Origin of the sequence: Variovorax gossypii, from assembly GCF_003965815.1 — a bacterium.
Lineage (GTDB): Bacteria > Pseudomonadota > Gammaproteobacteria > Burkholderiales > Burkholderiaceae_C > Variovorax > Variovorax gossypii.
Genome location: NZ_RXOE01000001.1, coordinates 185,528 through 211,487 on the forward strand (window position 1 = coordinate 185,528; position 25,960 = coordinate 211,487).

Annotated in this window: 28 protein-coding genes; 17 read left to right on the top strand and 11 right to left on the bottom strand. The window is 67.2% G+C overall.

What is annotated here, in order from left to right; all coding sequences use genetic code 11:
* Positions 1 to 61: 61 nt before the first annotated feature.
* Positions 62 to 1,459 carry a class II fumarate hydratase gene (gene fumC, locus EJP69_RS00835; protein ID WP_126468427.1) on the top strand — a complete coding sequence of 466 codons (1,398 nt, stop codon included), beginning with the start codon at positions 62 to 64 and terminating at the stop codon, positions 1,457 to 1,459.
* Between the two features lie 64 nt (positions 1,460 to 1,523).
* On the opposite strand, the gene EJP69_RS00840 is transcribed toward fumC, so the two are convergent.
* A complete protein-coding gene (locus tag EJP69_RS00840; protein WP_126468428.1) occupies positions 1,524 to 2,141 on the bottom strand; it encodes an NAD(P)-dependent oxidoreductase in 618 nt (205 codons plus the stop codon).
* A gap of 104 nt (positions 2,142 to 2,245) precedes the next feature.
* Between EJP69_RS00840 and EJP69_RS00845 the strand changes: the two genes are divergently transcribed.
* The gene (locus EJP69_RS00845) at positions 2,246 to 3,178 is read left to right on the top strand and encodes a LysR family transcriptional regulator (protein ID WP_093202548.1); all 933 of its coding nucleotides are present in this window, start codon (positions 2,246 to 2,248) and stop codon (positions 3,176 to 3,178) included.
* 4 nt (positions 3,179 to 3,182) lie between these two features.
* Here the strand turns inward: EJP69_RS00845 and EJP69_RS00850 are convergent, their stop codons facing one another.
* The gene (locus tag EJP69_RS00850; protein ID WP_093202546.1) at positions 3,183 to 3,818 is read right to left on the bottom strand and encodes a YqhA family protein; all 636 of its coding nucleotides are present in this window, start codon (positions 3,816 to 3,818) and stop codon (positions 3,183 to 3,185) included.
* 163 nt (positions 3,819 to 3,981) lie between these two features.
* Here EJP69_RS00850 and acs point away from each other — a divergent pair, with 163 nt between their 5' ends.
* Together acs and EJP69_RS00860 are read left to right on the top strand one after the other, a co-directional pair.
* The gene (acs, locus tag EJP69_RS00855) at positions 3,982 to 5,982 is read left to right on the top strand and encodes an acetate--CoA ligase (RefSeq protein WP_093306291.1); all 2,001 of its coding nucleotides are present in this window, start codon (positions 3,982 to 3,984) and stop codon (positions 5,980 to 5,982) included.
* 280 nt (positions 5,983 to 6,262) lie between these two features.
* Entirely contained in the window at positions 6,263 to 6,763 is a 501-nt protein-coding gene (locus EJP69_RS00860) for a DUF485 domain-containing protein (protein WP_126468429.1), read from the top strand.
* An 18-nt stretch (positions 6,764 to 6,781) separates the two neighbouring features.
* Here the strand turns inward: EJP69_RS00860 and EJP69_RS00865 are convergent, their stop codons facing one another.
* The gene (locus EJP69_RS00865; protein WP_126468430.1) at positions 6,782 to 7,096 is read right to left on the bottom strand and encodes a c-type cytochrome; all 315 of its coding nucleotides are present in this window, start codon (positions 7,094 to 7,096) and stop codon (positions 6,782 to 6,784) included.
* 108 nt (positions 7,097 to 7,204) lie between these two features.
* On the opposite strand from EJP69_RS00865, the gene EJP69_RS00870 reads away from it, so the two are divergent.
* The gene (locus EJP69_RS00870) at positions 7,205 to 7,459 is read left to right on the top strand and encodes a TIGR04438 family Trp-rich protein (RefSeq protein WP_093202537.1); all 255 of its coding nucleotides are present in this window, start codon (positions 7,205 to 7,207) and stop codon (positions 7,457 to 7,459) included.
* Between the two features lie 55 nt (positions 7,460 to 7,514).
* Positions 7,515 to 8,348, top strand: coding sequence for a DUF3592 domain-containing protein (locus EJP69_RS00875; protein ID WP_126468431.1), 834 nt, complete (start codon positions 7,515 to 7,517; stop codon positions 8,346 to 8,348).
* A gap of 6 nt (positions 8,349 to 8,354) precedes the next feature.
* On the opposite strand, the gene ilvD is transcribed toward EJP69_RS00875, so the two are convergent.
* Positions 8,355 to 10,049 carry a dihydroxy-acid dehydratase gene (gene ilvD / locus EJP69_RS00880; protein ID WP_126468432.1) on the bottom strand — a complete coding sequence of 565 codons (1,695 nt, stop codon included), beginning with the start codon at positions 10,047 to 10,049 and terminating at the stop codon, positions 8,355 to 8,357.
* Between the two features lie 101 nt (positions 10,050 to 10,150).
* Here ilvD and EJP69_RS00885 point away from each other — a divergent pair, with 101 nt between their 5' ends.
* The gene (locus tag EJP69_RS00885) at positions 10,151 to 11,116 is read left to right on the top strand and encodes a LysR family transcriptional regulator (protein ID WP_126468433.1); all 966 of its coding nucleotides are present in this window, start codon (positions 10,151 to 10,153) and stop codon (positions 11,114 to 11,116) included.
* A complete protein-coding gene (locus tag EJP69_RS00890) occupies positions 11,113 to 11,652 on the top strand; it encodes a hypothetical protein (RefSeq protein WP_126468434.1) in 540 nt (179 codons plus the stop codon). Before EJP69_RS00885 ends, EJP69_RS00890 begins: the two co-directional genes overlap by 4 nt.
* Positions 11,653 to 11,673: 21 nt before the next feature.
* Here the strand turns inward: EJP69_RS00890 and EJP69_RS00895 are convergent, their stop codons facing one another.
* Positions 11,674 to 12,615, bottom strand: coding sequence for a LysR family transcriptional regulator (locus EJP69_RS00895; protein WP_126468435.1), 942 nt, complete (start codon positions 12,613 to 12,615; stop codon positions 11,674 to 11,676).
* 139 nt (positions 12,616 to 12,754) lie between these two features.
* On the opposite strand from EJP69_RS00895, the gene EJP69_RS00900 reads away from it, so the two are divergent.
* The 8 genes from EJP69_RS00900 (at position 12,755) to EJP69_RS00935 (ending at position 20,502) form a co-directional block, all read left to right on the top strand.
* Entirely contained in the window at positions 12,755 to 13,528 is a 774-nt protein-coding gene (locus EJP69_RS00900; RefSeq protein WP_126468436.1) for an SDR family oxidoreductase, read from the top strand.
* 44 nt (positions 13,529 to 13,572) lie between these two features.
* A complete protein-coding gene (locus EJP69_RS00905) occupies positions 13,573 to 13,842 on the top strand; it encodes a hypothetical protein (protein ID WP_126468437.1) in 270 nt (89 codons plus the stop codon).
* 67 nt (positions 13,843 to 13,909) lie between these two features.
* Positions 13,910 to 14,740 (top strand): prolipoprotein diacylglyceryl transferase, encoded by an 831-nt coding sequence (gene lgt / locus EJP69_RS00910; protein WP_126468438.1) that lies wholly within the window; start codon positions 13,910 to 13,912, stop codon positions 14,738 to 14,740.
* A 134-nt stretch (positions 14,741 to 14,874) separates the two neighbouring features.
* Positions 14,875 to 15,543 carry a GntR family transcriptional regulator gene (locus EJP69_RS00915; RefSeq protein ID WP_093202514.1) on the top strand — a complete coding sequence of 223 codons (669 nt, stop codon included), beginning with the start codon at positions 14,875 to 14,877 and terminating at the stop codon, positions 15,541 to 15,543.
* Between the two features lie 28 nt (positions 15,544 to 15,571).
* Positions 15,572 to 17,038 carry a malonyl-CoA decarboxylase gene (locus EJP69_RS00920; protein ID WP_126468439.1) on the top strand — a complete coding sequence of 489 codons (1,467 nt, stop codon included), beginning with the start codon at positions 15,572 to 15,574 and terminating at the stop codon, positions 17,036 to 17,038.
* Positions 17,039 to 17,179: 141 nt separating this feature from the next.
* Positions 17,180 to 18,166, top strand: a complete 987-nt coding sequence (locus tag EJP69_RS00925) for a Bug family tripartite tricarboxylate transporter substrate binding protein (protein ID WP_093306308.1) — start codon at positions 17,180 to 17,182, stop codon at positions 18,164 to 18,166.
* Positions 18,163 to 18,945, top strand: a complete 783-nt coding sequence (locus EJP69_RS00930) for an enoyl-CoA hydratase/isomerase family protein (RefSeq protein WP_126468440.1) — start codon at positions 18,163 to 18,165, stop codon at positions 18,943 to 18,945. Before EJP69_RS00925 ends, EJP69_RS00930 begins: the two co-directional genes overlap by 4 nt.
* An 18-nt stretch (positions 18,946 to 18,963) precedes the next feature.
* Positions 18,964 to 20,502 carry a malonate--CoA ligase gene (locus EJP69_RS00935; RefSeq protein ID WP_126468441.1) on the top strand — a complete coding sequence of 513 codons (1,539 nt, stop codon included), beginning with the start codon at positions 18,964 to 18,966 and terminating at the stop codon, positions 20,500 to 20,502.
* Positions 20,503 to 20,508: 6 nt separating this feature from the next.
* Here EJP69_RS00935 and EJP69_RS00940 read toward each other — a convergent pair whose 3' ends face one another.
* Both EJP69_RS00940 and EJP69_RS00945 read right to left on the bottom strand, forming a co-directional pair.
* Complete coding sequence (locus EJP69_RS00940; protein ID WP_126468442.1) at positions 20,509 to 21,576, bottom strand: phenylacetaldoxime dehydratase family protein; 1,068 nt, start codon at positions 21,574 to 21,576, stop codon at positions 20,509 to 20,511.
* Positions 21,577 to 21,593: 17 nt separating this feature from the next.
* Positions 21,594 to 22,616 (bottom strand): carbon-nitrogen hydrolase family protein, encoded by a 1,023-nt coding sequence (locus EJP69_RS00945; protein ID WP_093306311.1) that lies wholly within the window; start codon positions 22,614 to 22,616, stop codon positions 21,594 to 21,596.
* A 189-nt stretch (positions 22,617 to 22,805) separates the two neighbouring features.
* Between EJP69_RS00945 and EJP69_RS00950 the strand changes: the two genes are divergently transcribed.
* Positions 22,806 to 23,771, top strand: coding sequence for an AraC-like ligand-binding domain-containing protein (locus EJP69_RS00950; protein WP_093202494.1), 966 nt, complete (start codon positions 22,806 to 22,808; stop codon positions 23,769 to 23,771).
* A 17-nt stretch (positions 23,772 to 23,788) separates the two neighbouring features.
* Here the strand turns inward: EJP69_RS00950 and EJP69_RS00955 are convergent, their stop codons facing one another.
* The 4 genes from EJP69_RS00955 to EJP69_RS00970 form a co-directional block, all read right to left on the bottom strand.
* Positions 23,789 to 24,214 carry a universal stress protein gene (locus EJP69_RS00955; RefSeq protein ID WP_093202492.1) on the bottom strand — a complete coding sequence of 142 codons (426 nt, stop codon included), beginning with the start codon at positions 24,212 to 24,214 and terminating at the stop codon, positions 23,789 to 23,791.
* A 91-nt stretch (positions 24,215 to 24,305) separates the two neighbouring features.
* The gene (locus EJP69_RS00960; protein WP_093202489.1) at positions 24,306 to 25,133 is read right to left on the bottom strand and encodes a sulfite exporter TauE/SafE family protein; all 828 of its coding nucleotides are present in this window, start codon (positions 25,131 to 25,133) and stop codon (positions 24,306 to 24,308) included.
* A gap of 281 nt (positions 25,134 to 25,414) precedes the next feature.
* Positions 25,415 to 25,738, bottom strand: coding sequence for a cell division protein ZapA (locus EJP69_RS00965; protein WP_093306314.1), 324 nt, complete (start codon positions 25,736 to 25,738; stop codon positions 25,415 to 25,417).
* A complete protein-coding gene (locus EJP69_RS00970; RefSeq protein WP_019652365.1) occupies positions 25,735 to 25,959 on the bottom strand; it encodes a hypothetical protein in 225 nt (74 codons plus the stop codon). The genes EJP69_RS00965 and EJP69_RS00970 overlap by 4 nt, the downstream gene beginning before the upstream one ends.
* Between the last annotated feature and the right edge of the window lies 1 nt (position 25,960).

The following is a 25,960-nucleotide window of genomic DNA, read 5'->3' on the forward strand; positions in this document are numbered from 1 at the left end:
GATACTCTCGGGCGCGCCGGAAAGCGGCGCGACCTTTCATGATCCTGCGGAGCTTTTTCTCATGACGACTTCCCCCAAGACCCGTGCCGAGCGCGATACCTTCGGACCGATCGACGTGCCGGCCGACAAGCTGTGGGGCGCGCAGACGCAGCGCTCGCTGCAGAACTTCGACATCTCCGGCGAGCAGCAGCCGCGCGAGATCATCAAGGCGCTGGCCCAGGTCAAGCGCGCTTCCGCGGTGGTCAACAACGCGCTGGGCCTGCAGGACGAGAAGAAGACCGGCGCCATCGTGGCCGCGGCCGACGAAGTCATCGCCGGCAAGCATCCGGGCGAGTTTCCGCTGGTGGTCTGGCAGACCGGCTCGGGCACGCAGACCAACATGAACGTCAACGAGGTGCTGGCCAATCGCGCCAGCGAGATCCTCGGCGGCGAGCGCGGCGAGGGCCGCCTCGTTCACCCCAACGACGACGTGAACCGCAGCCAGTCGAGCAACGACGTGTTCCCGACCGCCATGCACGTGGCCGCCGTCGAGGCCATCACGCACAAGCTGTTGCCGGCCATCGGCAAGCTGCGCGCCACGCTGGAGCAGAAGTCCAAGGACTTCGCCGACATCGTGAAGATCGGCCGCACCCACCTGCAGGACGCCACGCCCCTCACGCTGGGCCAGGAGTTCTCGGGCTACGTCGCGCAACTTGCGCACGGCGAGGCGCACGTGCGCGCCGCGCTGCCGCACCTGTGCGAACTGGCGCTGGGCGGCACCGCCGTCGGCACCGGCCTCAATGCGCCCAAGGGCTATGCGGAACAGGTGGCGGCCGAACTGGCGAAGCTCACGGGCCTGCCCTTCGTGACCGCGCCGAACAAGTTCGAGGCCATGGCCAGCGTCGATGCGCTGGTGCATGCGCACGGCGCGCTGAAGACGCTGGCCGCCAGCATGAACAAGATCGCCAACGACGTGCGCTGGCTCGCCAGCGGCCCGCGCAGCGGCATCGGCGAACTGAGCATTCCCGAGAACGAACCGGGCTCGTCGATCATGCCGGGCAAGGTCAACCCGACGCAGAGCGAAGCCGTGACGATGCTGGCCGCGCAGGTGTTCGGCAACGACGTCGCCATCAACATCGGCGGCGCCTCGGGCAACTTCGAGCTGAACGTGTTCCGCCCGATGGTGGCGCACAACTTCCTGCAGAGCGTGCGCCTGCTGGCCGATGGCATGGTGAGCTTCAACGACCACTGCGCAGTGGGCATCGAGCCCAACCGCGAGCGCATCACCGAGCTGGTGCAGCGTTCGCTGATGCTGGTGACGGCGCTCAACACCCACATCGGCTACGACAAGGCCGCCTTCATCGCCAAGAAGGCGCACAAGGAAGGCTCCAGCCTGCGCGAAGCGGCGATCGCTTCGGGCCACCTGACGGCCGAGCAGTTCGACCAGTGGGTGGTGCCGGAGAACATGACTGGCCGTTGATTGATCCGGCCAGCTCAAGCAGAAAAGGACCCGCGAAGGTCCTTTTTTTGTTGTTGCCTGCGGCTCAGTAGCCGATGGTGTAGCGCTGGCGGGAATGCGCCGGCTTTTCCAGCTCATCGATGAACGCGATCGCGTAGTCCGCGAAGCTGATCCAGCTGCGGCCTTCGGCACTCACGAGCAGGTCGTTGCTGCCCAGGCGGAACTTGCCGGTGCGCTCGCCTTCGACGAATTCGGCGGAGGGCGAGAGGAAGGTCCAGTCCAGGTCCTTCTCGTTGCGCAGCGTGTCGAGGAACACGCCGCCGGCCGAGGCTTCGGCGCGGTACGCGTCGGGGAAGTTGGGCGTGTCGATCACCTTCAGGCCGGGCGCCGCGAACAGGCTGCCCGCGCCGCCGACCACCAGCAGGCGCTTCACGCCGGCGCGCTTCGTCGGCTCGATGATGGCCGCGGGAGGCACGGTGGCGAAATGCGCGGCGCTGAACACGGCGTCGTGGCCGGCCAGCGTCTTCTCGAGGGCGGCGCCGTCGAGCACGTCGAGGTCGACGGCCTTCACGTTGGCGCGGCCCGCCAGCTTGGCGCTGGCCTTGCGAGCGATGGCGGTGACGGTGTGGCCGCGGCGCAGTGCCTCTTCGAGAAGCTGGCTGCCGGCGCGTCCGGTGGCGCCGATGATGGCGATGTGGCTCATGGTGACTCCTGTGAAAGATCGGATGGGATGAGTCGAATCTTAGGTTTCTGCTTTCGAAAGAAATACCTCGATTTACGCGCTTGTTTATTCCTAAAATCGTTCGAATGGATCGATTGAATGCAATGCGCGTGTTCGTGACGGTGGTCGATTCGGGCAGCCTTTCGGCTGCGGCCGACAAGCTCGACATGTCCCGCCCGGTGGTCACTCGCTACGTGGCCGAACTGGAGCAATGGACCGGCGCGCGCCTGCTGCATCGCACGACGCGCCGCCTGAGCCTCACTGCCGCCGGCGAGGAGCTGCTGCCGCGCTGCCGCCAGGTGCTGGAACTCGCGGGCGACATGCAGGCGGCGGTGCGGCATCCGGCCGAGGCGCCGCGCGGGCAGCTCCGCATCACGGCCAGCACCTCGTTCGCGCAGGCCCAACTGGCCGATGCGATGGCCGAGTACGTGCGGCTCTATCCGGGCGTGGCGGTCGACCTGGTGCTGCTGGACCGCGCGGTGAACCTCGTCGACGAGCGCATCGACCTCGCGATCCGCGTGGCGGCGGAGATCGACCCGAACCTGATCGCGCGGCGGCTTACGGATTGCCGCTCGGTGGTGTGCGCTTCACCGGCCTACCTGAAGGAGCACGGCAGGCCGTCGAGCGTGGAAGAGCTGGCGCAGCGCAACTGCCTCACTCACTCGTATTTCGGCCGCAGCCTCTGGAACTTCACGCGCAAGGAGAGCGGGGAGCCGGTATCCGTGGCCGTGGGTGGCAACGTTTCGACCAACGATGCTGCGAGCCTGATGTATCTGGCGAGGGCTGGGGCCGGTATCGCGATGCTGCCGACCTATCTCACATGCCAGCTGCTGCAGTCCGGTGAACTTGTGCGGCTCTTCGCGAATTTCGAGCCGCAGGTGGTGGGCATGTACGCGGTGTATGCCTCGCGCAAGCACATGCCGGCCACGCTGCGCACGATGCTCGATTTCCTGGCCGCGCGCTTCACCGACCCGCCGGCCTGGGACATTGCATCGCAGGCCGGCCAGGATCGGGGTTAGGAACTCAGTGCGAGTCGCCCGGCGGGTGGGCTGGCGCCATCAGCCGGTCGGTGTAGGCGATGGCCATGGCCGAGAACAGGAACGCGATGTGGATCACGGTCTGCGCGATCAGCACGCGGTCGGTGTAGTTGTCCGCGTTGATGAAGGTCTTCAGCAGGTGGATGGAGCTGATGCCGATGATGGCGGTGGCCAGCTTCACCTTGAGCACCGAGGCGTTCACATGGCTCAGCCACTCGGGCTGATCGCGGTGGCCTTCGAGGTCCATGCGGCTCACGAAGGTCTCGTAGCCGCCCACGATCACCATGATGAGCAGGTTGGAGATCATCACCACGTCGATGAGCGCGAGCACCACCAGCATGATGACCGTCTCGTTCAGCGTGCCGACCGGCGCGGTGGTCTTGTAGCCGATGCTGGTGATCAGCGCCTGCAGCGCTTCCTTGCTGCCGAAAGCAGCCTCGACCAGATGCAGCAGCTCGACCAGGAAGTGCACCACGTACACGGCCTGCGCCACGATCAGGCCCAGGTACAGCGGCAGCTGCAGCCAGCGGCTCGCGAAGATCAGCTTGGGCAGGGGACGAAGCGGTGAACCACGGCGCGGTACGGGCGGGTTCCGGGTATCGAAAGGATCGGGAGCGGACATCGGCAGGGCGGTTGTGGGGGACCGGGAATTCTAGGGGTGTCCCAGTGACGCACTCGTGATAACCCCGAGAGGGCTATCGAACAGGCTCTAACATCGCAACCGTCAGTGACCCGTAAGTGGGCCCGCCGACATTACGGCCGCACCCCTCCTGGAGACAAAGAGCATGAGCAGCAGCGCATCGAAGAACATTGAATCCGTCCTGGTCGAGAACCGCGTGTTCCCGCCCGATACCCGCGCCACCCAGGGCGCGCGCATTTCCGGCATGGCTGCCTACGAGGCCCTGTGCAAGGAGGCCGAACAGGACTTCGAAGGGTTCTGGACCCGCCTGGCCAAGGACAACCTGAACTGGACCAAGCCCTTCACGAAGACCCTCGACGAATCGAATGCGCCGTTCTACCAGTGGTTCGGCGACGGTGAACTCAATGCCAGCGCGAACTGCCTCGACAGGCACGTCGGCACTCCGGTCGAGAACAAGACCGCCATCGTCTTCGAGGCCGACGACGGCACCGTCACCAAGGTCACCTACAAGGAACTGCTCGCCCGCGTGAGCCAGTTCGCCAATGCGCTGAAGGCGCGCGGCATCAAGAAGGGCGACCGCGTCATCGTCTACATGCCGATGACCATCGAGGGCGTCGTCGCCATGCAGGCCTGCGCGCGCATCGGCGCCACTCACAGCGTGGTGTTCGGCGGCTTCTCGGCCAAGGCGCTGCAGGAGCGCATCATCGACGCGGGCGCGGTGGCCGTCATCACCGCCAACTACCAGCTGCGCGGCGGCAAGGAACTGCCGCTGAAGGCCATCGTGGACGACGGCATCGCGCTCGGCGGCTGCGAGTCGATCAAGACCGTGCTGGTGTACGAGCGCACGCCCACCGCATGGAACCGCGTCGAGGGCCGCGACATCACCTTCACCGAGGCGCTGAACGGGCAGAGCACCGAGTGCGCGCCCGTGCCGGTCAACGCCGAGCATCCGCTCTTCATCCTCTACACCTCGGGCTCCACCGGCAAGCCCAAGGGCGTGCAGCATTCGACCGGCGGCTACTTGCTGTGGGCGAAGCTCACGATGGACTGGACCTTCGACATCCGTCCCGAAGACGTGTTCTGGTGCACCGCCGACATCGGCTGGATCACCGGCCACACCTACGTCGCCTACGGACCGCTCGCGGCCGGCGCCACGCAGGTGGTGTTCGAGGGCATCCCGACCTTCCCGCACGCGGGCCGCTTCTGGCAGATGATCGAGAAGCACAAGGTGTCGGTGTTCTACACGGCGCCCACCGCGATCCGCTCGCTCATCAAGGCGGCCGACGGCGACGAGAAGGTGCACCCGAAGAACTGGGACCTCACCAGCCTGCGCATCCTGGGCTCGGTCGGCGAGCCGATCAATCCCGAGGCATGGATGTGGTACCACCGCAATGTGGGCGGCGAGCGCTGCCCCATCGTCGACACCTTCTGGCAGACCGAGACCGGCGGCCACGTCATCACGCCGCTGCCGGGCGCCACGCCGCTGGTGCCGGGCTCGTGCACGCTGCCGCTGCCGGGCATCATGACCGCCATCGTCGACGAGACAGGCAAGGACCTGCCCAACGGCGCCGGCGGCATGCTGGTCATCAAGCGGCCGTGGCCCTCGATGATCCGCACGATCTGGAACGACCCCGAGCGCTTCAAGAAGAGCTACTTCCCCGAGGAGATGGGCGGCACGATCTACCTCGCCGGCGACGGCGCGGTGCGCAGTGCCGACCGCGGCTACTTCCGCATCACCGGCCGCATCGACGACGTGCTGAACGTGTCGGGCCACCGCCTGGGCACCATGGAAATCGAATCGGCGCTGGTCGCCAAGACCGACCTCGTGGCCGAAGCCGCCGTGGTGGGCCGTCCCGACGACGTGACCGGCGAAGCCGTGTGCGCCTTCGTCGTGCTCAAGCGCGCACGCCCGACGGGTGAAGAAGCCAAGCAGATCGCCAACGAGCTGCGCAACTGGGTCGCCAAGGAAATCGGCCCGATCGCCAAGCCCAAGGACATCCGCTTCGGCGACAACCTGCCCAAGACCCGCAGCGGCAAGATCATGCGTCGCCTGCTGCGCAGCATCGCCAAGGGCGAGGCGATCACGCAGGACACATCGACGCTCGAGAACCCTGCGATCCTGGAGCAGTTGTCGCAGACGAACTGATCCGGGATCCGGCCGAAGGCCGGTGCGTGCGAAGCACGCGCGTAGGTGAAGACGGCACTCATATCGCGCAGCGATGTGATGTGCCGGCAGAACCCTGCGATCCTGGAGCAGTTGTCGCAGATGTCTCAGACCAACTGAGCAGTAGTACTGTAGGACGTGGCCGTTAATGCGGCCATTTGCACCGAACGGGGCTCTTCGCTGAGGTAAAACCATCGGATCACCGCGCGCCTCGAAGCGCGCGGGTTTCCCATGTGTTCGATCTTTCCGAAGGAGGCCTCCAATGGGCGTGAGATCCGCTTTTCTTTTCGTCGTCGTGCTGCTGATCGTGGCGCTCGCCGCGCTCAACTGGGGCGCGCTGTCCACGCCCACCGACGTGTGGCTGGGCTTCATGACCGTCTCGGCCCCGCTGGGACTGATCATGCTGGGGCTGACCACGGTGCTGGCGGCCTTCTTCCTCGTCTACGTGCTGTACCTGCACAGCTCGGTGCTGATCGACACCAAGCGCCACACCAAGGAGATGCAGGCCCAGCGCGACCTGGCCGACAAGGCCGAGGCTTCGCGCTTCACCGAGCTGCGCAACTTCCTGGAGGCGCAGGAGAACAAGCACATGGCGCAGAACGCCGACCGCCAGTCGGCGATCCTGGCGCGGCTGGAGCAGCTCGAGACGGCGATCCGCCTGCGTTCGGACCAGACCGACAACACCATGGCCGCGCACATCGGCCAGCTCGAGGATCGCATCGAGCGCCGGCCCGTGCCGGCGGACATCAACCCGCAGGTGTGATGCGAAAGTCCCTGGGGCTTACTTCGTCGAAAGCACCCAGGCGGCGAGCTTCTTCGCATCGGCTTCGCTGACCTGGTTGTTCGCCGGCATAGGCACCGGTCCCCACACGCCGGAGCCGCCCTTCATGATCTTGCTGGCGAGGGCGTCGACGGCGCCCTTGTCGTCCTTGTACTTGGCGGCAACGTCCTTGAACGACGGGCCGAGCACCTTGCGCTCGACAGCGTGGCAGCTCATGCAGTTCTTCGAAGTCGCCAGTGCCAGGTCGGCGAGGGCGGGCGCAGCGGCTCCCGCAAGGCCGAGGCCCAGGGCTGCCGACAACAAGACTCTTTTCATGGGGGATGTAATTGGTAAGGGCTGAGTTACATTCGACTCAACGCGATTTTAGGCAGCACCGTGCACGGCGCACGAATGCGGTGCCAATACAACCCTGAGGGATTCGCGATGTGGTTTCTCGGCTTGGGCCTGCTTGCGCTGGCCCTCAAATACTTCGAAATCGGCATGGTCGCCAGCTGGAGCTGGTGGATCGTGCTGTCGCCATTCGCAATGGCAGTCGCCTGGTGGGCCTGGGCCGATTCGTCGGGCTACACCAAGCGCAAGGTCGTCGAGCGTGAAGACCGGCGCAAGCAGGCCCGCATCGACCGGCAGAAGACCAACATGGGCATGAAGACCAGCAACGGGCAGCGCCCGCGCCGCTGAGACGCTTCTTCCATCGGCCAGAGTCCTCGCACCGCATGCATCACGCTGAAGTGCCATGGACGAGGAAGCCACCACCCGCGCGCTGATCGTCTTCGGACTTTCGCTGCTGGTCGGCCCGGCCATCGGCGGGCTCGTGGGATGGCTGAAGAACTTTTTCTGGGGCGTGGGCGTAGGGGCGCTGCTCATCGGCTGCGCCGGCCTCTATGGCGCGGCCACCCTCGGCTGGCATAGGTACCAGTCGATCGCCGGCACCACCAGCGTGCAGGGCAGCCTGGTCGAATTCGTCGAAGAGGAAAGCCGAGACAGCAAGGGGCGCACCACGGTGTCGCGAGCGCCCGTCGTCGAGTACGTCACGCCCGATGGCCAGAAGCGCCGCGTCAAGGGGCTGGGCGGCGGCCTTTCCGACAAGGAATGGGGCGACCCGGTCGAGGTGCGCTACAGCGTGACCGACCCTTCGCAGGCGCTGGTGGCCGATTTCCAGAACATGTGGGGCGGGGTCTGGGGGCTCGGCATCTTCGGCGCGTTTCCGACCATGTTCGGCCTGTTCTTCATCGGCATGGCGGTGAAGGAGGCGCCAGAGAAGTCCGGCCGTGCCGGCAAACCGCCGCCCGTGCGCGAGTCCACGCCGGGGCAGAAGCGCTGGCGCACGCGCGGTACGGTGCTTGCCAACCTCGTCTTCCTGGCCGGCTTCGCACTCGTGTTTCTTTACCCGGACCCGAGCCCGATGAAGCAGTTCGGCGCCGGCTTCATGACCATAGGCGCCGGCGCCATGCTGCACTTTCTCGTGCAAAGCCTGCCGCCGGCGATGGATTTCCAGTCGCGCAGCATCCTCGCGATCGTAGGCCTCGGATTCCTGGCCTTCGGCTACGGCGCGTGGATGATGGCTTGAGCGATCTCAGAACTTGTCGAGCACGGCGCCCGAGCTGGCGCTGGACGCGTTGAACGCGAACTTCGCCTGCACGCCGCGCGTGTAGCGCGGAGCCGGTGCCTTCCAGCCTTCGCGGCGCTTGGCGATCTCGGCTTCGGGCACGTTGAGTTCGAGCTTGAGTTCGTGCGCGTCGATGGTGATCGAGTCACCCTCGTTCACGAAGGCGATGGTGCCGCCGGCAGCCGCTTCGGGCGCCACGTGGCCCACCACCATGCCCCAGGTGCCGCCGGAGAAGCGGCCGTCGGTGATGAGGCCGACGCTCTCGCCGAGGCCTGCGCCGATCAGTGCGCCGGTCGGCGCCAGCATTTCGGGCATGCCCGGGCCGCCCTTGGGGCCGAGATAGCGCAGCACCATCACGTCGCCGGCCTTGATCTTGCCGTCGAGGATGGCCTTGAGCGCCGACTGCTCGTCGTCGAACACGCGCGCCGGGCCGGTGATGACCGGGTTCTTCAGGCCGGTGATCTTGGCGACCGCGCCTTCGGGCGACAGGTTGCCCTTCAGGATGGCCAGGTGGCCTTCGGCGTACATGGGGTTGTCGATGGCGCGGATCACGTCCTGGTCGGCGCGCGGCACGTCGGGCACGTCCTTCAGCACTTCGGCGATGGTCTGGCCGCTGATGGTGATGCAGTCGCCGTGCAGCAGGCCTGCGTTCAGCAGCACCTTCATCACCTGCGGGATGCCGCCGGCCTGGTGCAGGTCGACCGCGAGGTACTTGCCCGAGGGCTTCAGGTCGCAAATGACCGGCACCTTCTTGCGCATGCGCTCGAAGTCGTCGATGGTCCATTCCACGCCCGCGGCGTGCGCGATGGCCAGGAAGTGCAGCACCGCGTTGGTCGAGCCGCCGGTGGCCATGATGACGGCCACGGCGTTCTCGATGGCCTTCTTGGTCACGATGTCGCGCGGCTTCAGATCCTTCTTGATCGCCTCGATCAGCACCTTGGCCGATTCCTTGGCCGAGTTGGCCTTCTCGTCGTGCGGGTTGGCCATGGTCGACGAGTAGGGCAGCGAGATGCCCAGCGCCTCGAATGCGCTCGACATGGTGTTCGCCGTGTACATGCCGCCGCACGAGCCGGTGCCGGGAATGGCGCGCTTCTCGATCTCCAGCAGATCCTCGTCGCTCATGTTGCCGGCCGCGTTCTGGCCCACGGCCTCGAACACGCTCACGATGTTCAGGTCCTGGCCCTTGTACTTGCCGGGAAGGATGGTGCCGCCGTAGACGTAGATGGCCGGCACGTTGGCGCGCAGCATGCCCATGAGGCCGCCGGGCATGTTCTTGTCGCAGCCGCCGACCACGAGCACGCCGTCCATCCACTGGCCGCCGACGCAGGTCTCGATGCAGTCCGAGATGACTTCGCGGCTGACCAGCGAGTACTTCATGCCCTCGGTGCCCATGGCCATGCCGTCGGAGATGGTGGGGGTGCCGAACACCTGAGCGTTGCCGCCGGCTTCCTCGATGCCTGCGATGGCCGCGTCGGCCAGTTTCTGCAGGCCCGAGTTGCAGGGCGTGATGGTGCTGTGGCCGTTGGCGACGCCGACCATCGGCTTCTTGAAGTCGCCTTCCTCGTAGCCCATGGCGTAGAACATCGAGCGGTTGGGGGCGCGGCTCTTGCCTTCGACGATGTTGGCGCTGCGGCGATTGATCTGGATTGGCTTGGTGTCCATGGTGTCTCTTCTGTCGTGGGGAGATCGGGGGAGTCCAAGTATCGGACTTCTGATTGATTGCTTCCAATCCATTTTCAATTGCAGATTGATATGCTCGGCATATGAATGAAGCCCTCATCGATCTGCGGGCCTGGCGCCAGTTCGTTGCCGTGGCTGAAGAGCTGCACTTCGGCCGGGCAGCGCAGCGCCTGCACATGACGCAGCCCCCGGTCACGCAGGCCATTGCCCAGCTCGAGAAGACGCTGGGCGTGGTGCTGTTCGACCGCACCCGCCGGCGCGTGGCGCTCACGCCGGCCGGCGAGGCGCTGCTGCCCGACGTGCGCGAACTGCTGGCCCGCGCGCAGGCGCTGCCGGCGCGGGCTCGCGCGGCGGCGGCAGGGCAGGTGGGGCGGGTGCGCATCGGTTTCGTCTCGACGGTGGGCTTCGAGCAGTTGCCGGCCTGGGTGCGCGAATTCCGCGTGCTGTGCCCGGAAGTGGCGCTGGAGTTGGTCGAGGCCACCGGCGACGTGCAGCTCGAAGCCTTCGCGCGCGGCGAGATCGATGCCGGGCTGATGCTGCATTCGCCCGGCGCCGCGCCGCCCGGACTCGCGCGTTTGGCCGTGTCGGAAGAACCTCTGGTGCTGGCGTTGCCCGAACGGCATGTGCTCGCGCGCACCGACAGGCTGCTTCTGGCGGATGTGCTGGCCGAGCCGCTGGTGATCTTTCCGCGCCGCATCGTGCCTTCGCTGCACGACGCCATCTTCGACCTGTATCACGCGGCCGGCCGCACGCCGCAACTGGGGCAGGAGGCGATCCAGATGCAGACCATCGTGAACCTCGTCTCGGGCGGCATCGGCGTGGCCTGGGTGCCCGAGAGCGTCACGCAGTTCCGCCGCGCGGGGGTGGTGTACCGGCGTGCCTCGGAATTCGCGCCGGCCGCGCGACGACGCAATACGCCCATGCTGCCTGCCTGCGAGACCAGCCTGGTGTGGCCCGAGGGAGCGGTCAATCCGGCGCTTGCCCGCTTCATTGCTTTCGTGCGCGAGCGGGGCGCCAATCCAAAGAACACAGAGGAGGGAACCGAATGAAGACGAAGACGCGATTTGCCTTGCTGGCGCTGCTGTGCAGCGCGGCTGCCACGGCGCAGATGACGCCCGCGCCACCCGCCGTGCCGCAGTTCAAGGACTATCCGGCCGACGCGCCGTACACCGGCAAGAACCACCCGCTCGTACTCGACAGCGATTTCTCCCGCAGCTACCGCACCCGGCTGCGCGAGGCGATCGCCAGCGGCAAGCCCAGTTTCGCCGGGCGCTACATCGTCACGCGCTGGGGCTGCGGCACGGGCGGCTGCAACGTGGGGGCGGTGATCGACGCGAGCACCGGCCATGCCGTCAGCATGCCGAACGCGCTGATGAGCGTCTATCCGCTGAAGCCGCAGTACGAGAAGGAAGACGGCCAGGAACTCATCTACAAGCTGTCGAGCCGGCTGCTGGTGCAGGCGGGCGACATCGACAGCTCGAACAGCAGCGGCAAGGACGCGATGGAGTTCTACGAGTTGCGCGACGGGGAGTTCAGGTTCATCCGCAGCGTGCCCTACGGTCGCGCGGACCGTACGAAGCCCTGAGCGAGGCTCGCAGCCGCCGCTTTAGCGCGTCTTGCGCGGCCGGCCGGATGCCGATGCCGCAGGCCGGTCGAGCGAATCGGCCAGCACCGTTTCGAGCCAGCCCGCGAAGGCCTGCATACGCCGCGACAGGTTGCGCCGGTGCGGATACACCAGCTGCACGGGCAGCGGCTCGGCGCGGGCATCGGGCAGCACCTCGACCAGCTCGCCGGCCGCGAGGTGCTCGCGCACGTCGTAGGCCGGGATCTGGATCAGGCCCAGCCCGGCCAGTGCGCAGGCGATGTAGGTTTCGGCGTTGTTTGCCGCCACCTGGCTGCGCATGCGCAGCGTCGCGATCTCGCCATCGCGCAGCCACTCCCAGGGCGCGGCGCGGCCGCTGGTGGGCGAGGCGTAGTTGACGGCGATGTGCTGCGGCAGCTCGGCGGGCGTGCGCGGCGTGCCGTGGCGGGCCAGGTAGGCCGGGCTCGCGCAGTTGATCAGTGTGAAGCGCCCGAGAGGGCGTGCCACGAGGCTGCTGCTGGCCATCGGGCCGACGCGCAGCGCGCAGTCGACGCCTTCGAGCACGAGGTCCACCGCGCGGTCGCTGGAGCCCAGCTCGAGCTCGATGGCGGGATGGCGCCCGAAGAACTCCGGAAGCGCCGGCGCGATGAGCCGCCGCGCGATGCGGCTGGGCACGTCGACCTTCAGGCGTCCGCTCACCTGGCCGTGGGCGGGGAGGAACTGCTGCTCCATGTCTTCCATGTCGGCGACCAGCGCGCGGGCGCGCTCCAGCATCACTTCGCCGTCGGGCGTGAGGCCGACGCGTCGCGTGGTCCGGTGAAGCAGGCGCGAGCCGAGGCGGGTCTCGAGCTGCTGCACGGCCATCGAGACGCTTGCGCGCGGCAGGCCGAGGCGGTCGGCGGCGCGCGTGAAGCTGCCGGTTTCGGCCACGCACACGAAAACCTGGAGGAGGTCGATGCGGTCCATCGTCGTTCTTCGATATCGGCTTGATTGTTCGTGATTTATTGAACAGTCTAGCCTTGGATGGGTGATTTATCAGTGACGGAGCCATCAATAGACTGAAGGCTCTCGTCACGCATCACGCTTTACTTCAAGGAGCTCACCCATGTCCGCACATACTCTCAAGAACAAGGTCGTCGTCATCGCCGGCGGCGGCAAGAACCTCGGCGCGCTCATCGGCCGCCAGATGGTCGACGGCGGCGCCCGCGGCATCGCCATCCACTACAACAGCGACGCCTCGCGCGCCGACGCCGAGAAGACCGCCGCCGAACTCAAGGCCAAGGGCGCCGAAACGCTGCTGGTGCAGGGTGACCTCTCGGTGGTCGAGAACTGCGTCGGCCTGTTTGACAAGGCGGTGAAGCACTTCGGCCAGGTCGACATCGCGATCAACACTGCCGGCGTGGTCATCAAGAAGCCGATTCTCGACGTCACCGAGGCCGACTACGACAAGAGCTTCGACGCCAACGCCAAGGCTGCCTTCTTCTTCATCCAGCAGGCGGGCCGCACGCTGGCAGACGGCGGCAGCATCGTCACGCTGGTGAGCTCGCTGCTGGCGGCCTACACGCCGTTCTACGCGATCTACCCGGGCTCGAAGGCGGCGGTGGAGCACTACACGCGCGCCGCGTCCAAGGAGTTCGGCGAGCGCGGCATCTCTGTCAATGCCATCGGCCCCGGCCCCATGGACACGCCGTTCTTCTACGGCCAGGAAAGCAAGGAAGCCGTCGAGTACCACAGCAGCGCCGCCGCGCTCAGCAAGTTCTCGAAGAAGGGCCTGACCGACATCGAGGACATCGCACCCATCGTGCGCTTCCTCGTCACCGAGGGCTGGTGGATCACCGGCCAGACGATCTTCGCCAACGGCGGCTACACGACGCGCTGACCCGCGTGCAGATCCGGCAAGATGCCGCTTGGAGGACGAACGACATGCACACGATCATGGTGATGGGCGGCGGCTTCGTGCTGCTGGCGGTGTTCCTGCTGGCAGGGCGCCTCTTGGGCGACGGCTCTTCGGCGGCGCTGGCCGTGGCGGCCAGGTGGTTCATTCCGGCGTGGTTCGTCGGCGCGGGCATCAACATGGCCGTGGGCGTGATCAAGGCGGGGTATTCGGTGGCCGAGGAGCTGCCGATCTTCCTGCTGATCTTCGCGGTGCCGGCCGTGGTGGCGGGGCTCGTTTGGTGGAAGTTCGGGCGCTGATTCACGCCTGAGCGGGCCCGAAAAGCCCCGCCTCGGCCCCGACATTCGGCCGGGGCACAATCCGCGGATGCTCATGTATCCGCATATCGATCCCATCGCCCTGCAAATCGGGCCGGTGGCCATCCACTGGTACGGCCTGACCTACCTGGCCGCGTTTGCGCTGTTCTATTTCCTCGGCACGCGCCGCCTGCGGCACGAGCCTTTCCGCAGCCTGGTGGACGCGGGCGTGTGGCAGCGCCGGGACATCGAGGACATTCTTTTCCTCGGGGTGATGGGCGTCATCGTCGGCGGACGGCTGGGCTACTGCCTGTTCTACAAGCCCGAGTTCTATCTCACGCATCCGCTCGAAATCCTCTACGTGTGGCAGGGCGGCATGAGCTTCCATGGCGGACTGCTCGGCGTGATCGGCGCGATGGTGTGGTTCTCGCACTCGCGCAAGCGTCCTTTCTGGCAGGTGATGGACTTCGTCGCGCCCTGCGTGCCGACGGGCCTCGCGGCCGGCCGCGTGGGCAACTTCATCAACGGCGAGCTGTGGGGACGCTTCAGCAGCCCCGACCTGCCCTGGGGCATGGTGTTTCCGCAGAGCAACTCGATGCTGCCGCGCCATCCCTCGCAGGTCTATCAGTTCCTGCTCGAGGGGCTGCTTCTCTTCGTCGTGATGTGGCTCTATGCGCGCAAGGAGCGCAGGCAAGGGCAGGTGGCCGCGGTGTTCCTGATCGGCTACGGCGTGCTGCGCTTCGTGGCGGAGTACTTCCGCGAACCCGACGATTTCCTGGGCCTGCGCGCTCTCGACCTGAGCCAGGGGCAGTGGCTCAGCATCCCGATGGTCGTCGCCGGCATCGTGCTGTGGTTCTGGTTCGGCCGCACCGGCGGCAAGACGGCCACCGCTCGCGCCTGAGCCTTCGGAGGGCTCGTTGAGCCCTGAGTTTTCAGGGTAACTACCAGCCGCGCATCCGATGCGCGGCACTTGCATCGATCCGGATGCAGGCTCAGAATTACGCGTAATTACAGGAAATTATGCGGTCCTGATCCATGCGCCTGGTCCCCAACTCCCTGCACGACGAAGTCGCCGCCACGCTGCGCGAGCAGATCTTCGACGGTTCGCTGGCTCCCGGCAGCTTCGTCGATGAAATCGCCCTGTGCGAGCGGCTTTCCATCTCGCGCACGCCGTTGCGCGAAGCGCTCAAGGTGCTCACCGCCGAAGGCCTGCTGCGGCACGAGCCGCGCCGGGGCTGCTTCGTCAACGAGGTGACCGAGCGCGACCTCGACGAGATCTTCCCCGTCATCGCTCTGCTCGAAGGCCGCTGCGCCTACGAGGCCGCCCGCAACGCCAGCGACGCCGAACTGCAGGAGCTCGACGCGCTGCACGAGCGGCTGGTGCGCCACGCCAAGGCCAAGCGCATCAACGACTACTACGCCACCAATCACATCATCCACGAGGCGATCATCAAGCTGGCCGACAACAAGTGGCTGGCACAGGTGATCGGCGACCTGCGCAAGATCCTCAAGCTCGCCCGCCTGCAGCAGCTGCATGCGCCGGGGCGGCTCGAGCAGAGCCTGTCGGAGCACCTGGCCGTGTTCGCGGCGCTGAAGGCTCGAGACAGCGAAGGCGCCGACGCCGCCATGCGCACGCACCTGACCCGGCAGCGCGAGGCGCTGCGCGAGGTCGCGCGCCAGCAGAAATCCAGGGTGATGTCGTGACAACCCCCTCAAGCATTGGAGTGCCCCGATGAGTGCGACCGAATGGTTCCAGGCGCGGCTGCGTTCTGGCGAGAAGTCGAAGGTGCCGGTGGCACCGGAAGGCGCAGCGAAGAGCGCGTCGAAGAATGCGCCCAAGCCCAGTGCGCGCACGACGGCCGAGCGCCTGCAGGCCACGCTGCGCAAGGCTGACGAAGCCCTCTCGCCGCGCGCGCTGCGCCGGGTGCTGGCCGACCTGCAGGCCGTGATCGACCCGCGCGTGAGCGAGGTCGAGGGCGGCCGCCGCGCGCATGCCATCGCCGACGCCTACCGCGCAGCCACGGCCGACGAGCGCCGCGACTACTGGTCGCTCATGAGCGAGCATTTCGCAGCCGACGCGCAGAAGCTCAAGGTCGCCCGTGACCAGCACCAGGCAGCCGTTGGCACGCCCGACGAAGGACAGGCCGAGCTGCGCCTGCGCCGCGCGCTGGTGTCGCCGCGCATGCGCCTGCTGCAGCGCTTCGCTGTCGAGCCCGAGGGCATGCGCTTTCTGGTGGACCTGCGCGCCGACCTGCTGCCGTGCCTGAAGGCCGACAAGCGCCTGCTCGCGCTCGACGCCGAGCTGGAGCAGCTCTTCTCCACCTGGTTCGACGTCGCCTTCCTCGAGCTGCGCCGCATCGACTGGGATTCGCCGGCGTCGCTGATCGAGAAGCTCATCCGCTACGAGGCGGTGCACGACATCAAGAGCTGGTCCGACGTGAAGAACCGGCTCGACGACAGCGACCGCCGCTGCTACGGCTTCTTCCATCCGCGCCTGCCCAACGAGCCGCTGATCTTCGTCGAGGTGGCACTGGTCGACCGAATCAGCGCCGGCATCACGCCACTGCTCGACGAGGCTGCCGTGCCGGTGCCCGCCGCCCGGGCCACCACCGCCATCTTCTATTCGATCAGCAACACGCAGAACGGCCTGCGCGGCGTGAGCTTCGGCGACTCGCTCATCAAGCGCGTGGTCGAGACGCTGCAGGACGAGCTGCCGCGCCTGAAGACTTTCGCCACGCTCTCGCCGATTCCGGGTTTCCGCACCTGGCTCGCGAAGAACGCCGCCGACCTGCTGCCGCGCCTCGACGAGAAGCGCGAGGCCGAGATCGGCCGTCTCGTCGGCTCGCTGCCGCCGACCGCCGAGCGCCTGCTCGCCGCGGTGGACGCGGCCGCCACCTTCGACGCGAAGTCGCCGCTGCGCCAATGGCTGATGCAGGCGGCCGCCGAGTATCTCGGCCGCGCGCTGGTCGACGGCACGCCGGCCGATCCGGTGGCGCGTTTCCACCTGGGCAACGGCGCGCGCGTCGAGCGCCTGAACTGGGCAGGCGATCCGTCGCCCAAGGGGCACAAGCAGTCCTACGGGCTCATGGTCAACTACCTCTATGACCTCAAGCGCCTGGACAAGCATCGCACCTGGCTTGCCGAGGGCAAGGTGGCAGTATCGGGAGACGTCGAAAGCCTGTATTTCAAGAAAGGCTGAAGTCCGTCGAAGAGGAAGTCGAGGAAGTCGAGGAAGTCGAGAGAGTCTGGAAAGTCGAAACAGAGCAAAGAGCCGGTGCACCGATGGCCGGCAGCCGCACGGGGCGGCAAGATCCACAACGACACACAGGAGATGAGACAAATGAACCCAAGCTTTCAGCGCCGCGACGTACTGCGCGTGGCCGCCGCCGGTGCGGCCGTTCTGTGCGGCGCCGCGCGGGCCCAGCAGGGCTGGCCGACGAAGCCCGTGACGATGATCGTGCCGTTCCCGGCCGGTGGCGGCACGGACGCCTTCGCGCGGCCGCTCTCGGGGCAGTTCTCGCGCGTCGCGGGCCAGACGCTGGTCATCGACAACCGCGGCGGGGCAGGGGGCACGCTGGGCGCCAGCATCGCCGCCAAGGCGCCGGCCGACGGGTACACGCTCTTCATGGGCGCGGTGCACCACGCGATCGCGCCGTCCATCTATCCGAAGCTCGACTACGACATCGAGAAAGACTTCGCGCCCCTGATGCTGCTGGCCAACGTGCCGCAGGTGGTGGTCATCAACCCGAAGCGGGTGCAGGCCAACACGATCCAGGAATTCATCGCGCTGGTGAAGCGCAACCCCGGCAAGTTCAACTACGGCTCTGCCGGCTCGGGCACCTCGCATCACCTGGCGGGCGAGCTCTTCAAGATCCAGACCGGCACCTTCATCACCCACATTCCGTACCGCGGCGCGGGCCCGGCGCTGTCCGACCTGATCTCGGGCAACGTCGACCTGATGTTCGATGGCCTGGGCTCCTCGGCGCAGCACATCAAGAGCGGCCGCATCAAGGCGCTGATGGTGGCCGGCGCCAAGCGCAACCCCGCCTTCCCCGACGTGCCCTGCGCCGCCGAAGTGGGCCTGCCCGAGTACACCGTGACCACCTGGTACGGCCTGTGGGCGCCCAAGGGCACGCCGGCCGACACGCAGACGCGCGCCATCGACGACATGAAGAAGGCGCTGGCCACTGATGACCTGAAGGGCATCTGGGCCCAGAACGGTTCCGAGATCCCGAACCTCACCACCACCGCCTACGGCAGCTTCGTGAATGCCGAGATCAAGCGCTGGGCCGCGGTGGTGAAGGCGTCGGGCGCCAAGCTCGAATGACGACGGAAAGCTCCATCTCACTGCGCCGCGATGGCGCCATCGCGGTCGTCACGCTGTCGAACGCGGGGCGTCTCAATGCCATGACGCGCGCCATGTGGCGCGAGCTGCGCGCCGTGTTCGACGGCCTGCGCAGCGAAGGCGACAGCGCCTTGCGCTGCGTGGTCGTGCGCGGAGAGGGCGGTGCCTTCTGCGCGGGTGGCGACATTTCCGAGTACCCGTCGTTCCGCTTCAGCGAGCCCAGCCTGCGTGAGTTCCACGAGAACGAGGTCTGGGCCGCGCTGCAGGCCATGCTCGACTGCCCGCTGCCGCTGGTCGCGCAGATCGAAGGCGCCTGCATGGGCGCGGGCATCGAGATTGCCAGCTGCTGCGACATCCGCCTGGCAGGCGCGTCCGCGAAGTTCGGCGCGCCCATCGCCAAGCTCGGCTTTCCGATGGCGCCGCGCGAAGCCGCGCTGGTGCACGGCGCCATCGGCGACGTGCTCGCGCGCGACATGCTGCTGGCCGCCGGCGTGCATGGTGCGCAACGGCTGTACGACGCCGGCTTCCTGCTGCAGGTGCTGCCCGACAACGAGGTGGCGCTCGCAGCGCAGTCGCACGCCCAGCGCATCGCCGTGCTCTCGCCGCAGGCTGCGCGCCTGCACAAGGCGACCTTCGCGGCGCTGCGCGCCGGCGCGCCCTCGGCTCATGTGCTGCTGGCCACTGCTTACGATTACGCCGATTCCGCGGAGCACCGCGAGGGCATCGCCGCGTTCCTTGCGAAGCGCCGCCCGAATTTCTGAAGAGAAGAACCTGTCCGAATGACGAAGACCGCCAACGCCAACCTGTTCGCCGCCCTGCGCGCGGCATTTCCCGCCGACCTCGACGCGATCGCCGTCGAAACCGACAACGGCCTGTTCTATTCATGGCGCGACATCGAGCGCGCCAGCGCCATGATCGCCAACCTGCTCGACGCACTGAAGCTGGAGAAGGGCGCGCGCATCGCGGTGCAGGTCGAGAAGTCGGTCGAGGCGATGCTGCTGTACCTTGCCACGCTGCGCGCTGGCTATGTGTTCCTGCCGCTGAACACCGCCTACCAGAGCGCCGAGATCGAATACTTCATCGGCAACGCCGAGCCGGCCGTGGTGGTGTGCACCAGCCGCAACGCGTCGTGGGTTGCGCCCATCGCCAGCGCGGCGGGCACCAGGCACGTCTTCACGCTGGACGACGACCGCACCGGCACGCTGCTCGAGGTGGCCGCCCAGTGCAGCGACCGGCACGTGCCGGCAAAGCGCAAGGCCGGCGACATGGCCGCCATCCTCTACACCAGCGGCACCACCGGCCGCAGCAAGGGCGCGATGCTCACGCACGGCAACCTGCTGTCGAACGCCGAGGTGCTCAAGGACTACTGGGGCTGGACCGAAGGCGACGTGCTGATCCACGCGCTGCCCATCTTCCACGTGCACGGCCTGTTCGTTGCGCTGCACGGCGCGCTGCTCAACGGCAGCAAGATCCTGTGGTTCGCGAAGTTCGATCCGAAGCGCGTCGTGCAGAAGCTGCCCGAGGCCACCGTGTTCATGGGCGTGCCCACGCTGTACGTGCGCCTCCTGGCCGAGCCGGGCCTCACGCGCGAGGCGGTGCGCAACATGCGCCTGTTCGTCGCGGGCTCGGCGCCGCTGCTCATCGAGACCTTCGACGAATGGCGCGAGCGCACCGGCCACACCATCCTGGAGCGCTACGGCATGAGCGAGACGGTCATGCTCACCTCCAACCCCTACAAGCCCGAGCAGGGCGAGCGCCGCGGCGGCACCGTGGGCTTCGCGCTGCCGGGCGTGCAGCTGCGCGTGTGCGATGACAGCGGCCGTGACTGCACCACCGACGAGATCGGCAACATCGAGGTCAGCGGCCCCAACGTGTTCGCGGGCTACTGGCGCATGCCCGAGAAGACGAAGGAAGAGTTCACCGCCGACGGCTTCTTCAAGACCGGCGACGTCGGCAAGATCGACGGCCGCGGCTACATCACCATCGTCGGGCGCAGCAAGGACCTGATCATCAGCGGCGGCTACAACGTGTACCCCGCCGAGATCGAGGGCTACATCAACGAGATGGCCGGCGTGGCCGAGAGCGCCGTGGTCGGCGTGCCGCACCCCGACTTCGGCGAGGTGGGCGTGGCCATCGTCATCCCCAAGGCAGGCGCCGCGCTCGACGGCGACGCCATCGTGGCGGAGCTGAAGTCGAAGCTCGCCAACTTCAAGATTCCCAAGCGCTGCTTCGTGGTGCCCGAGCTGCCGCGCAACGCCATGGGCAAGGTGCAGAAGGCGCTGCTGCGCACCGAGCACAAGGGCCTGTTCGCGGCCTGAGCCGGTTCAAGCCGAGGAGGGCGCGAGTCCGTTCATCAGCCCGCTGCCCGCGTGGCAGTTGACGTATTCGTAGCTCTGCTTGTCGGCCTTGAGCACCGACACCTCGTGGTACACGCGCAGCTGCAGCTGGAAGTTCAGCGCCTGCACGTAGCGCATGAAGCTGCCGAAGATTGCGACGTGCGTCGGGTGCGACTCGGCCCAGCGCTCCATGTCGGCCAGCGAACGCCAGTAGCTCAGGCCGAAGGATTTCTGCAGCGGCGAGCCTTGCGCGTCGAGGTGGCGCATGTAGCGGTTGCTGTAGCAGCCGATCGGCAGGCCCTGGTCGCGCAGGAAATCCATGCCTTCGCGCAGCACCGGCTCCATGTCTTCCAGATAGAGCTTGCGTTCCTGGCCGGTGGTGTCGGTCCACTCCTGGCCGGAGCGGATCATCGCGATGTTCTCGTGCCCCGCGATGCGCACGCGCTGACCGGGAGCCGGCATGCCTGCGATCACCGCGCGCGTGCCCGAGGGCGCCATCGCGTCGGTCTGCGACAGCGGAATGCGGTCGCGCATCGAACCCCAGTAGCCGTGCTCCTGCAGTTCGCCGCTGACGCTGCCCATCACCACGCCGACTCCCTCGAAGCGATCGGGCGTGTTGAACATGGTCTCGAAGTGCTCGACGCGCGGCGACGCGATCTCGCGGAAGTAGCCCAAGCCTTCCGAGAGCCGCTCGTCGGAGCGCCACCATGCGTCGACCGCGGGTGTCGCGCACCAACGTGCGTACGCGGCAGAATCGCTCCAGTAGGCGATGGCGACCATGTTGTCGAAGCCTTGCGCGTCGACGTAGTGCGTCAGGTCGTGATGGCCGGGGCCGTCGGGCAGGGCGAAGTCGCGCGCGATCTTCATCAGCGCGGCGCAGGCGCGGCCCTGCATCCCGGAGCCGCGCGACTGCACGCCGAAGAAGCCCATCACGACCTGCTTCACCGAAACCGGGGCGCGGGCCGACCACACGGGGTAGGGCGGCACGTAGTCGTCTTCCACGCGGCGGTGCCGCGTGCGGGGGCACTTCAGGTGCTCGGCAATGGCGGATTCCATGGCGTGCCTCCGATGGTTCAGGCCGCGACCGGCTCGGTCGCGCTGCTCTCGGGTTCCGGCGAGGGCAAGGGCGACGGCGACTGCTGCACCACGACGGGCTCGCGGCGCGTCTTGTTGAGCAGCAGCTGCGTGACGTCGGGCCGCGAGTAGTGGCCGCTGGGGTCGGCAGCGGCCTTGGCGAGCGAGATCATGCCGAGGTCGATGTCGGCGACGACCAGGCCTTCCTCGTCCTCCGCAAGCGGCGTTCCCAGCGGCGAGCCGTCGGGCGCGTAGATGCGCGCGTAGCCGCCGCCGGTGCGCAGCATCTGCTGTTTGCCGGCATCGGTGCACATCAGCTCGCTCATGGCCTTCGACACGGTGGCGCAGGGCGCGATCACGAAGCACTGGCCCTCGGCCGCATACACCTGGCTCGCCGCGTTGTTGACCTCGGGGCCCAGCGCGTAGGCTGCGCCCCGGTACAACGAGAAGCTCGGCCATGCACCGCAGTGGATCTGCTCGTTCTGCGAATACATCGCGTACTTGCTCAGCGGCTGCAGGTGCTCCCAGCACGAGAGCGAGCCGATGTTGCCCAGTGGTGTCTCGACCACGGCGAGGTCGGAGCCGTCGCCTTCGCCGAACACCGTGCGCTCCACGTGCGTGGGCTTGAGCTTGCGCCGCGTCTGCACCGTGCGGCCCTGGTCGTCGATGAGCGCCTGCGCGATGTAGAGGCTGCCGGCAGCCTTTTCGCTGTAGCCGAGCGACACCCAGATCCCGAGCCTGCGCGCCGCCTGCGCGACGCGCTCGAACTCGGCCGAGCCGACGACCAGCGAGTTGTCGTGGTAGCGCTGCACGAACTGCATGCCCCAGGCCGGCGAATCGAGCCAGATCCACCACGGGTAGCCGGGCACCCAGGTCTCGGGAAAGGCGATGAGCTTCACGCCCTGTTTCGCGGCCTGCGCCATCAGGTCGATGGTCTTGTCGATGGTGCCGTCGAGGTCGAGGAACACGGGGGCGGCCTGCACTGCGGCGACGCGCAGCTTGGGATGGACGGTGGTCGGCATGAAGGTTCTCCAGATGCAATGAAAGTAACGAGGCGAAGCGTCCGCCGCGTGCCTGCACCGGGTTTGCGCTGTGGCATGCGGGTTGCTTGAAGCGTAGATTCGCGCCGCCGGAACGCCTTGACCCGGATTGGCGGCGTTCTTGTTCCAGCGTTGCATCCGTTCGTTGCCCAGGCCTTCCGAGGAACCCCGATGACCCAGCTGCTCAGCACCGACGCCGTCCCGCGCGACCAGCGGCTCGCCTACTGGACCGACATGATCTGCAACGTCTACGTGCAGCTGGGTTGCGACCCCGTGCGGGAGGGCGACACGCGCGACTTCGAGGGCAGCATCCGCCAGCACACGCTGCCGGGGCTCGACGTGTCGGTCGTCACCTCGAGCCCGCAGAAGGTGATGCGCACGCCGGGCCACATCTCGCATTCCGGCGACGACTACTTCCTCGTGAGCATCCAGGCGCGCGGCCGTGGCGTGGTGCGGCAGGACGGCCGCGACGCGGTGCTGTCGGCCGGCGACTTCGCCCTGTACGACAGCACCCGGCCCTACCAGCTGCTCTTCGACGAGTCATTCGAGCAGATCGTGCTCAAGCTGCCCGGCGAGCGCCTGCGCAGCGAGCTGCGCGACACCGAGGCGCTGACGGCCACCACGGTGTCGGGGCGCGAGGGCGCGGGGCACCTGCTGCTGGGCATGATCCATACGCTGCGCGAGGACATCGACACGCTGCAGCCTGCCTCCGCGCTCGCGGTGGCCAACGGCGTGCAGAACATCCTGGTGGCGGGCCTGCAGACACTGCCTGCCGCGCGCGCTCCGGCGCTGAGCAATCTCACCGCCTATCACCTCGCGCGCGTGAAGCGGCGCATCGACGAGCAGTTGTCGGATCCGTCGCTGTCGGTCAGCACGCTGGCGACGGAGCTTGGCGTGTCGGTCAGCCACATCCACCGCGTGTTCAGGAGCGAGCCGCTCACGCCGTCGCAGTACATCTGGGAGCGCAGGCTGGAGGCATGCAGCCGCGACCTGCTGGAGCCGCGCCTCGCGGGCCGTCCGGTGGCGGACATCGCCTATGGCCGGGGATTCAACGACGCGGCGCATTTCAGCCGCGCGTTCAGGGAACGCTTCGGCTGCTCGCCGCGCGAATGGCGGCAGCAGCGCACGCAGCAGTAGCGAGCGAAGAAGAAAAACTACTGGACCAGCAGCACCGTGGTGTTCGTCTCGGCGATCACCTTGGTGGCGACGGAGCCCATCAGCGCGCGGCCCAGGATGCCGTGGCCGTGCGTGCCGAGCACGATCAGACCGGCTTGCGCGGCGGTGGCCGACTTGAGGATTTCCTCGGCGATATGGCCGTGGCGCGCGTCGACCGTGTAGTTGGCGATGCCCTGCGCCGCGAGCTGTGCCTTCACGGGCTCGATCACCTTGGCGCTTTCCTCGGCGTAGTAATCGGAGACGAGCTCCTTGCTGAGGTGGCGCGTGACATGGCCCGAGATGCCTGTGCACACGTGCACGATCACGAGATCGTGGCCATCCACGAACATGGCGCGGTTGGCGACGAGATAGGCCAGAGCCTTCTGTGTGTAGGCGCTGCCGTCGACTGCGATGAGGATTTTCATGGCCCCGTTATACGGCGCGTGCCGCGGGGGCGGCAACGAGTCGCACCTCCTGCCGAAGGGCTTTGCGCCCTTTCTTCTTCAGCAGCAAGGATCAGCCGTGCAGGCCCTTCCAGAGCATGTAGGCCGCCAGCAGGTAGAGGATGCTCGCGAACACGCGCTTGAGCTTCTTCACCGGCAGGCTGTGCGCCGCCTTCGCGCCCAGAGGTGCGGTGAGCACGCTGCACAGGGCGATCACCGCCAGCGCGGGCAGCCAGATGTAGCCGAAGGAGCCTGCGGGCAGCCCCTGCACCGACTGGCCGCTGACCGCATAGCCCAGCACGTTCGCCACCGCGATGGGAAAGCCCAGCGCCGCGCTGGTGGCCACCGCGTTGTGGATGGAGATGTTGCACCACGTCATGAACGGCACGCTGATGAAGCCGCCACCCGCGCCCACGAGGCCCGAGATGAAGCCGATGGCGCCGCCCGCCGCGAACTGGCCGCCCGTGCCCGGCATCTGCCGCGTGGGGGCAGGCTTCTTGTCGAGGAACATCTGCGTGGCCGAGAAGCCCACGAACAGCGCGAAGAAGATCGCCAGCGCCGTGCCCTTGAGCAGCGAGAACACGCCCAGGCTGCCCACCAGGCTGCCGATGACGATGCCCGGCGCGAGCCGCTTCACGATGTCCCAGCGCACCGCGCCGCGCTTGTGGTGCGCGCGCACGCTCGACACCGAGGTGAAGATGATGGTCGCCATCGAGGTCGCGATGGCCATCTTCACCGAGAGATCGGCCGGCGCGCCGCGGTGGCCCATGATGATCGTGATGAAGGGCACCATCAGCATGCCGCCGCCGATGCCCAGCAGGCCTGCGAGGAAACCGGTGCCGAGCCCGAGGGCGGCGAGTTCGGCGATGAGGATGGGGTCGAGCAGGCTGGAGACGTTCACGGAAATTCTGTATCGCAAAAAGCAACGGCCCCGAGCAGTGTGTGCAGGGGGCCGTGGCGGAATTAGGTGTCTGCAAGTGGGCGCCGGACTCGCATCCTGAACCGGGGTTCAGGTGGGCGAGGGCAGCAGGACTTCGGGTTCATCTGACGCGAGATGATCACACCCGTCGAGCGATTTACCAAGCCCGGCTCCGTAGAGCATTGGAACAAGGACATATAAAGCCCAACGCGCACCGCAGACGAATCGGATTTTACCGCTGCCGCCCCGCCGGCGGAACCCGCTCAGAGCAAATGTCCATCGCCCGCCAGGGCCTGATCGAGTCTTTGAATGAGCTGGGCGGCCTTCGGATCGGTTTCGGTGGTATCAGGCGCGGCTGCCGGAGCGGGCGGCGCGCTGGCGGCGGCCTGCTGGGCCGCGAGGTCGAATGCCAGGTTCAGCGAGGCCAGCACCGCGATGCGGTCGCGGGCCTTGACTTTTCCCGCGTCGCGGATTTTGCACATGGCGGCATCCACGCGTTCGACGGCTTCGCGCAGCTGCGCCTCGCCGCCATCGGGACAGCCGAGCAGATAGCTCTGTCCCATGATCTGTACTTCAATCTGCTTCATGCGGGGGAATCTTCGGAAGGTGGTTCAGCCGGCAACCGTTCGAGCAGGGCATCGAGGCGCGTGCGGGCCGCGACGAGCCGCGACTTCAGTGCGTCGCGTTCGCGCGTGAGCGCATCGACCTGTTCCTGCAGCAGCGCGTTGGTGCGCTGCACCTCTTCGTGACGCACGAGCAGTCGTTCGACGCGCTCGGCGATCTGATCGATGGGGCTGGAGGCGGGCATG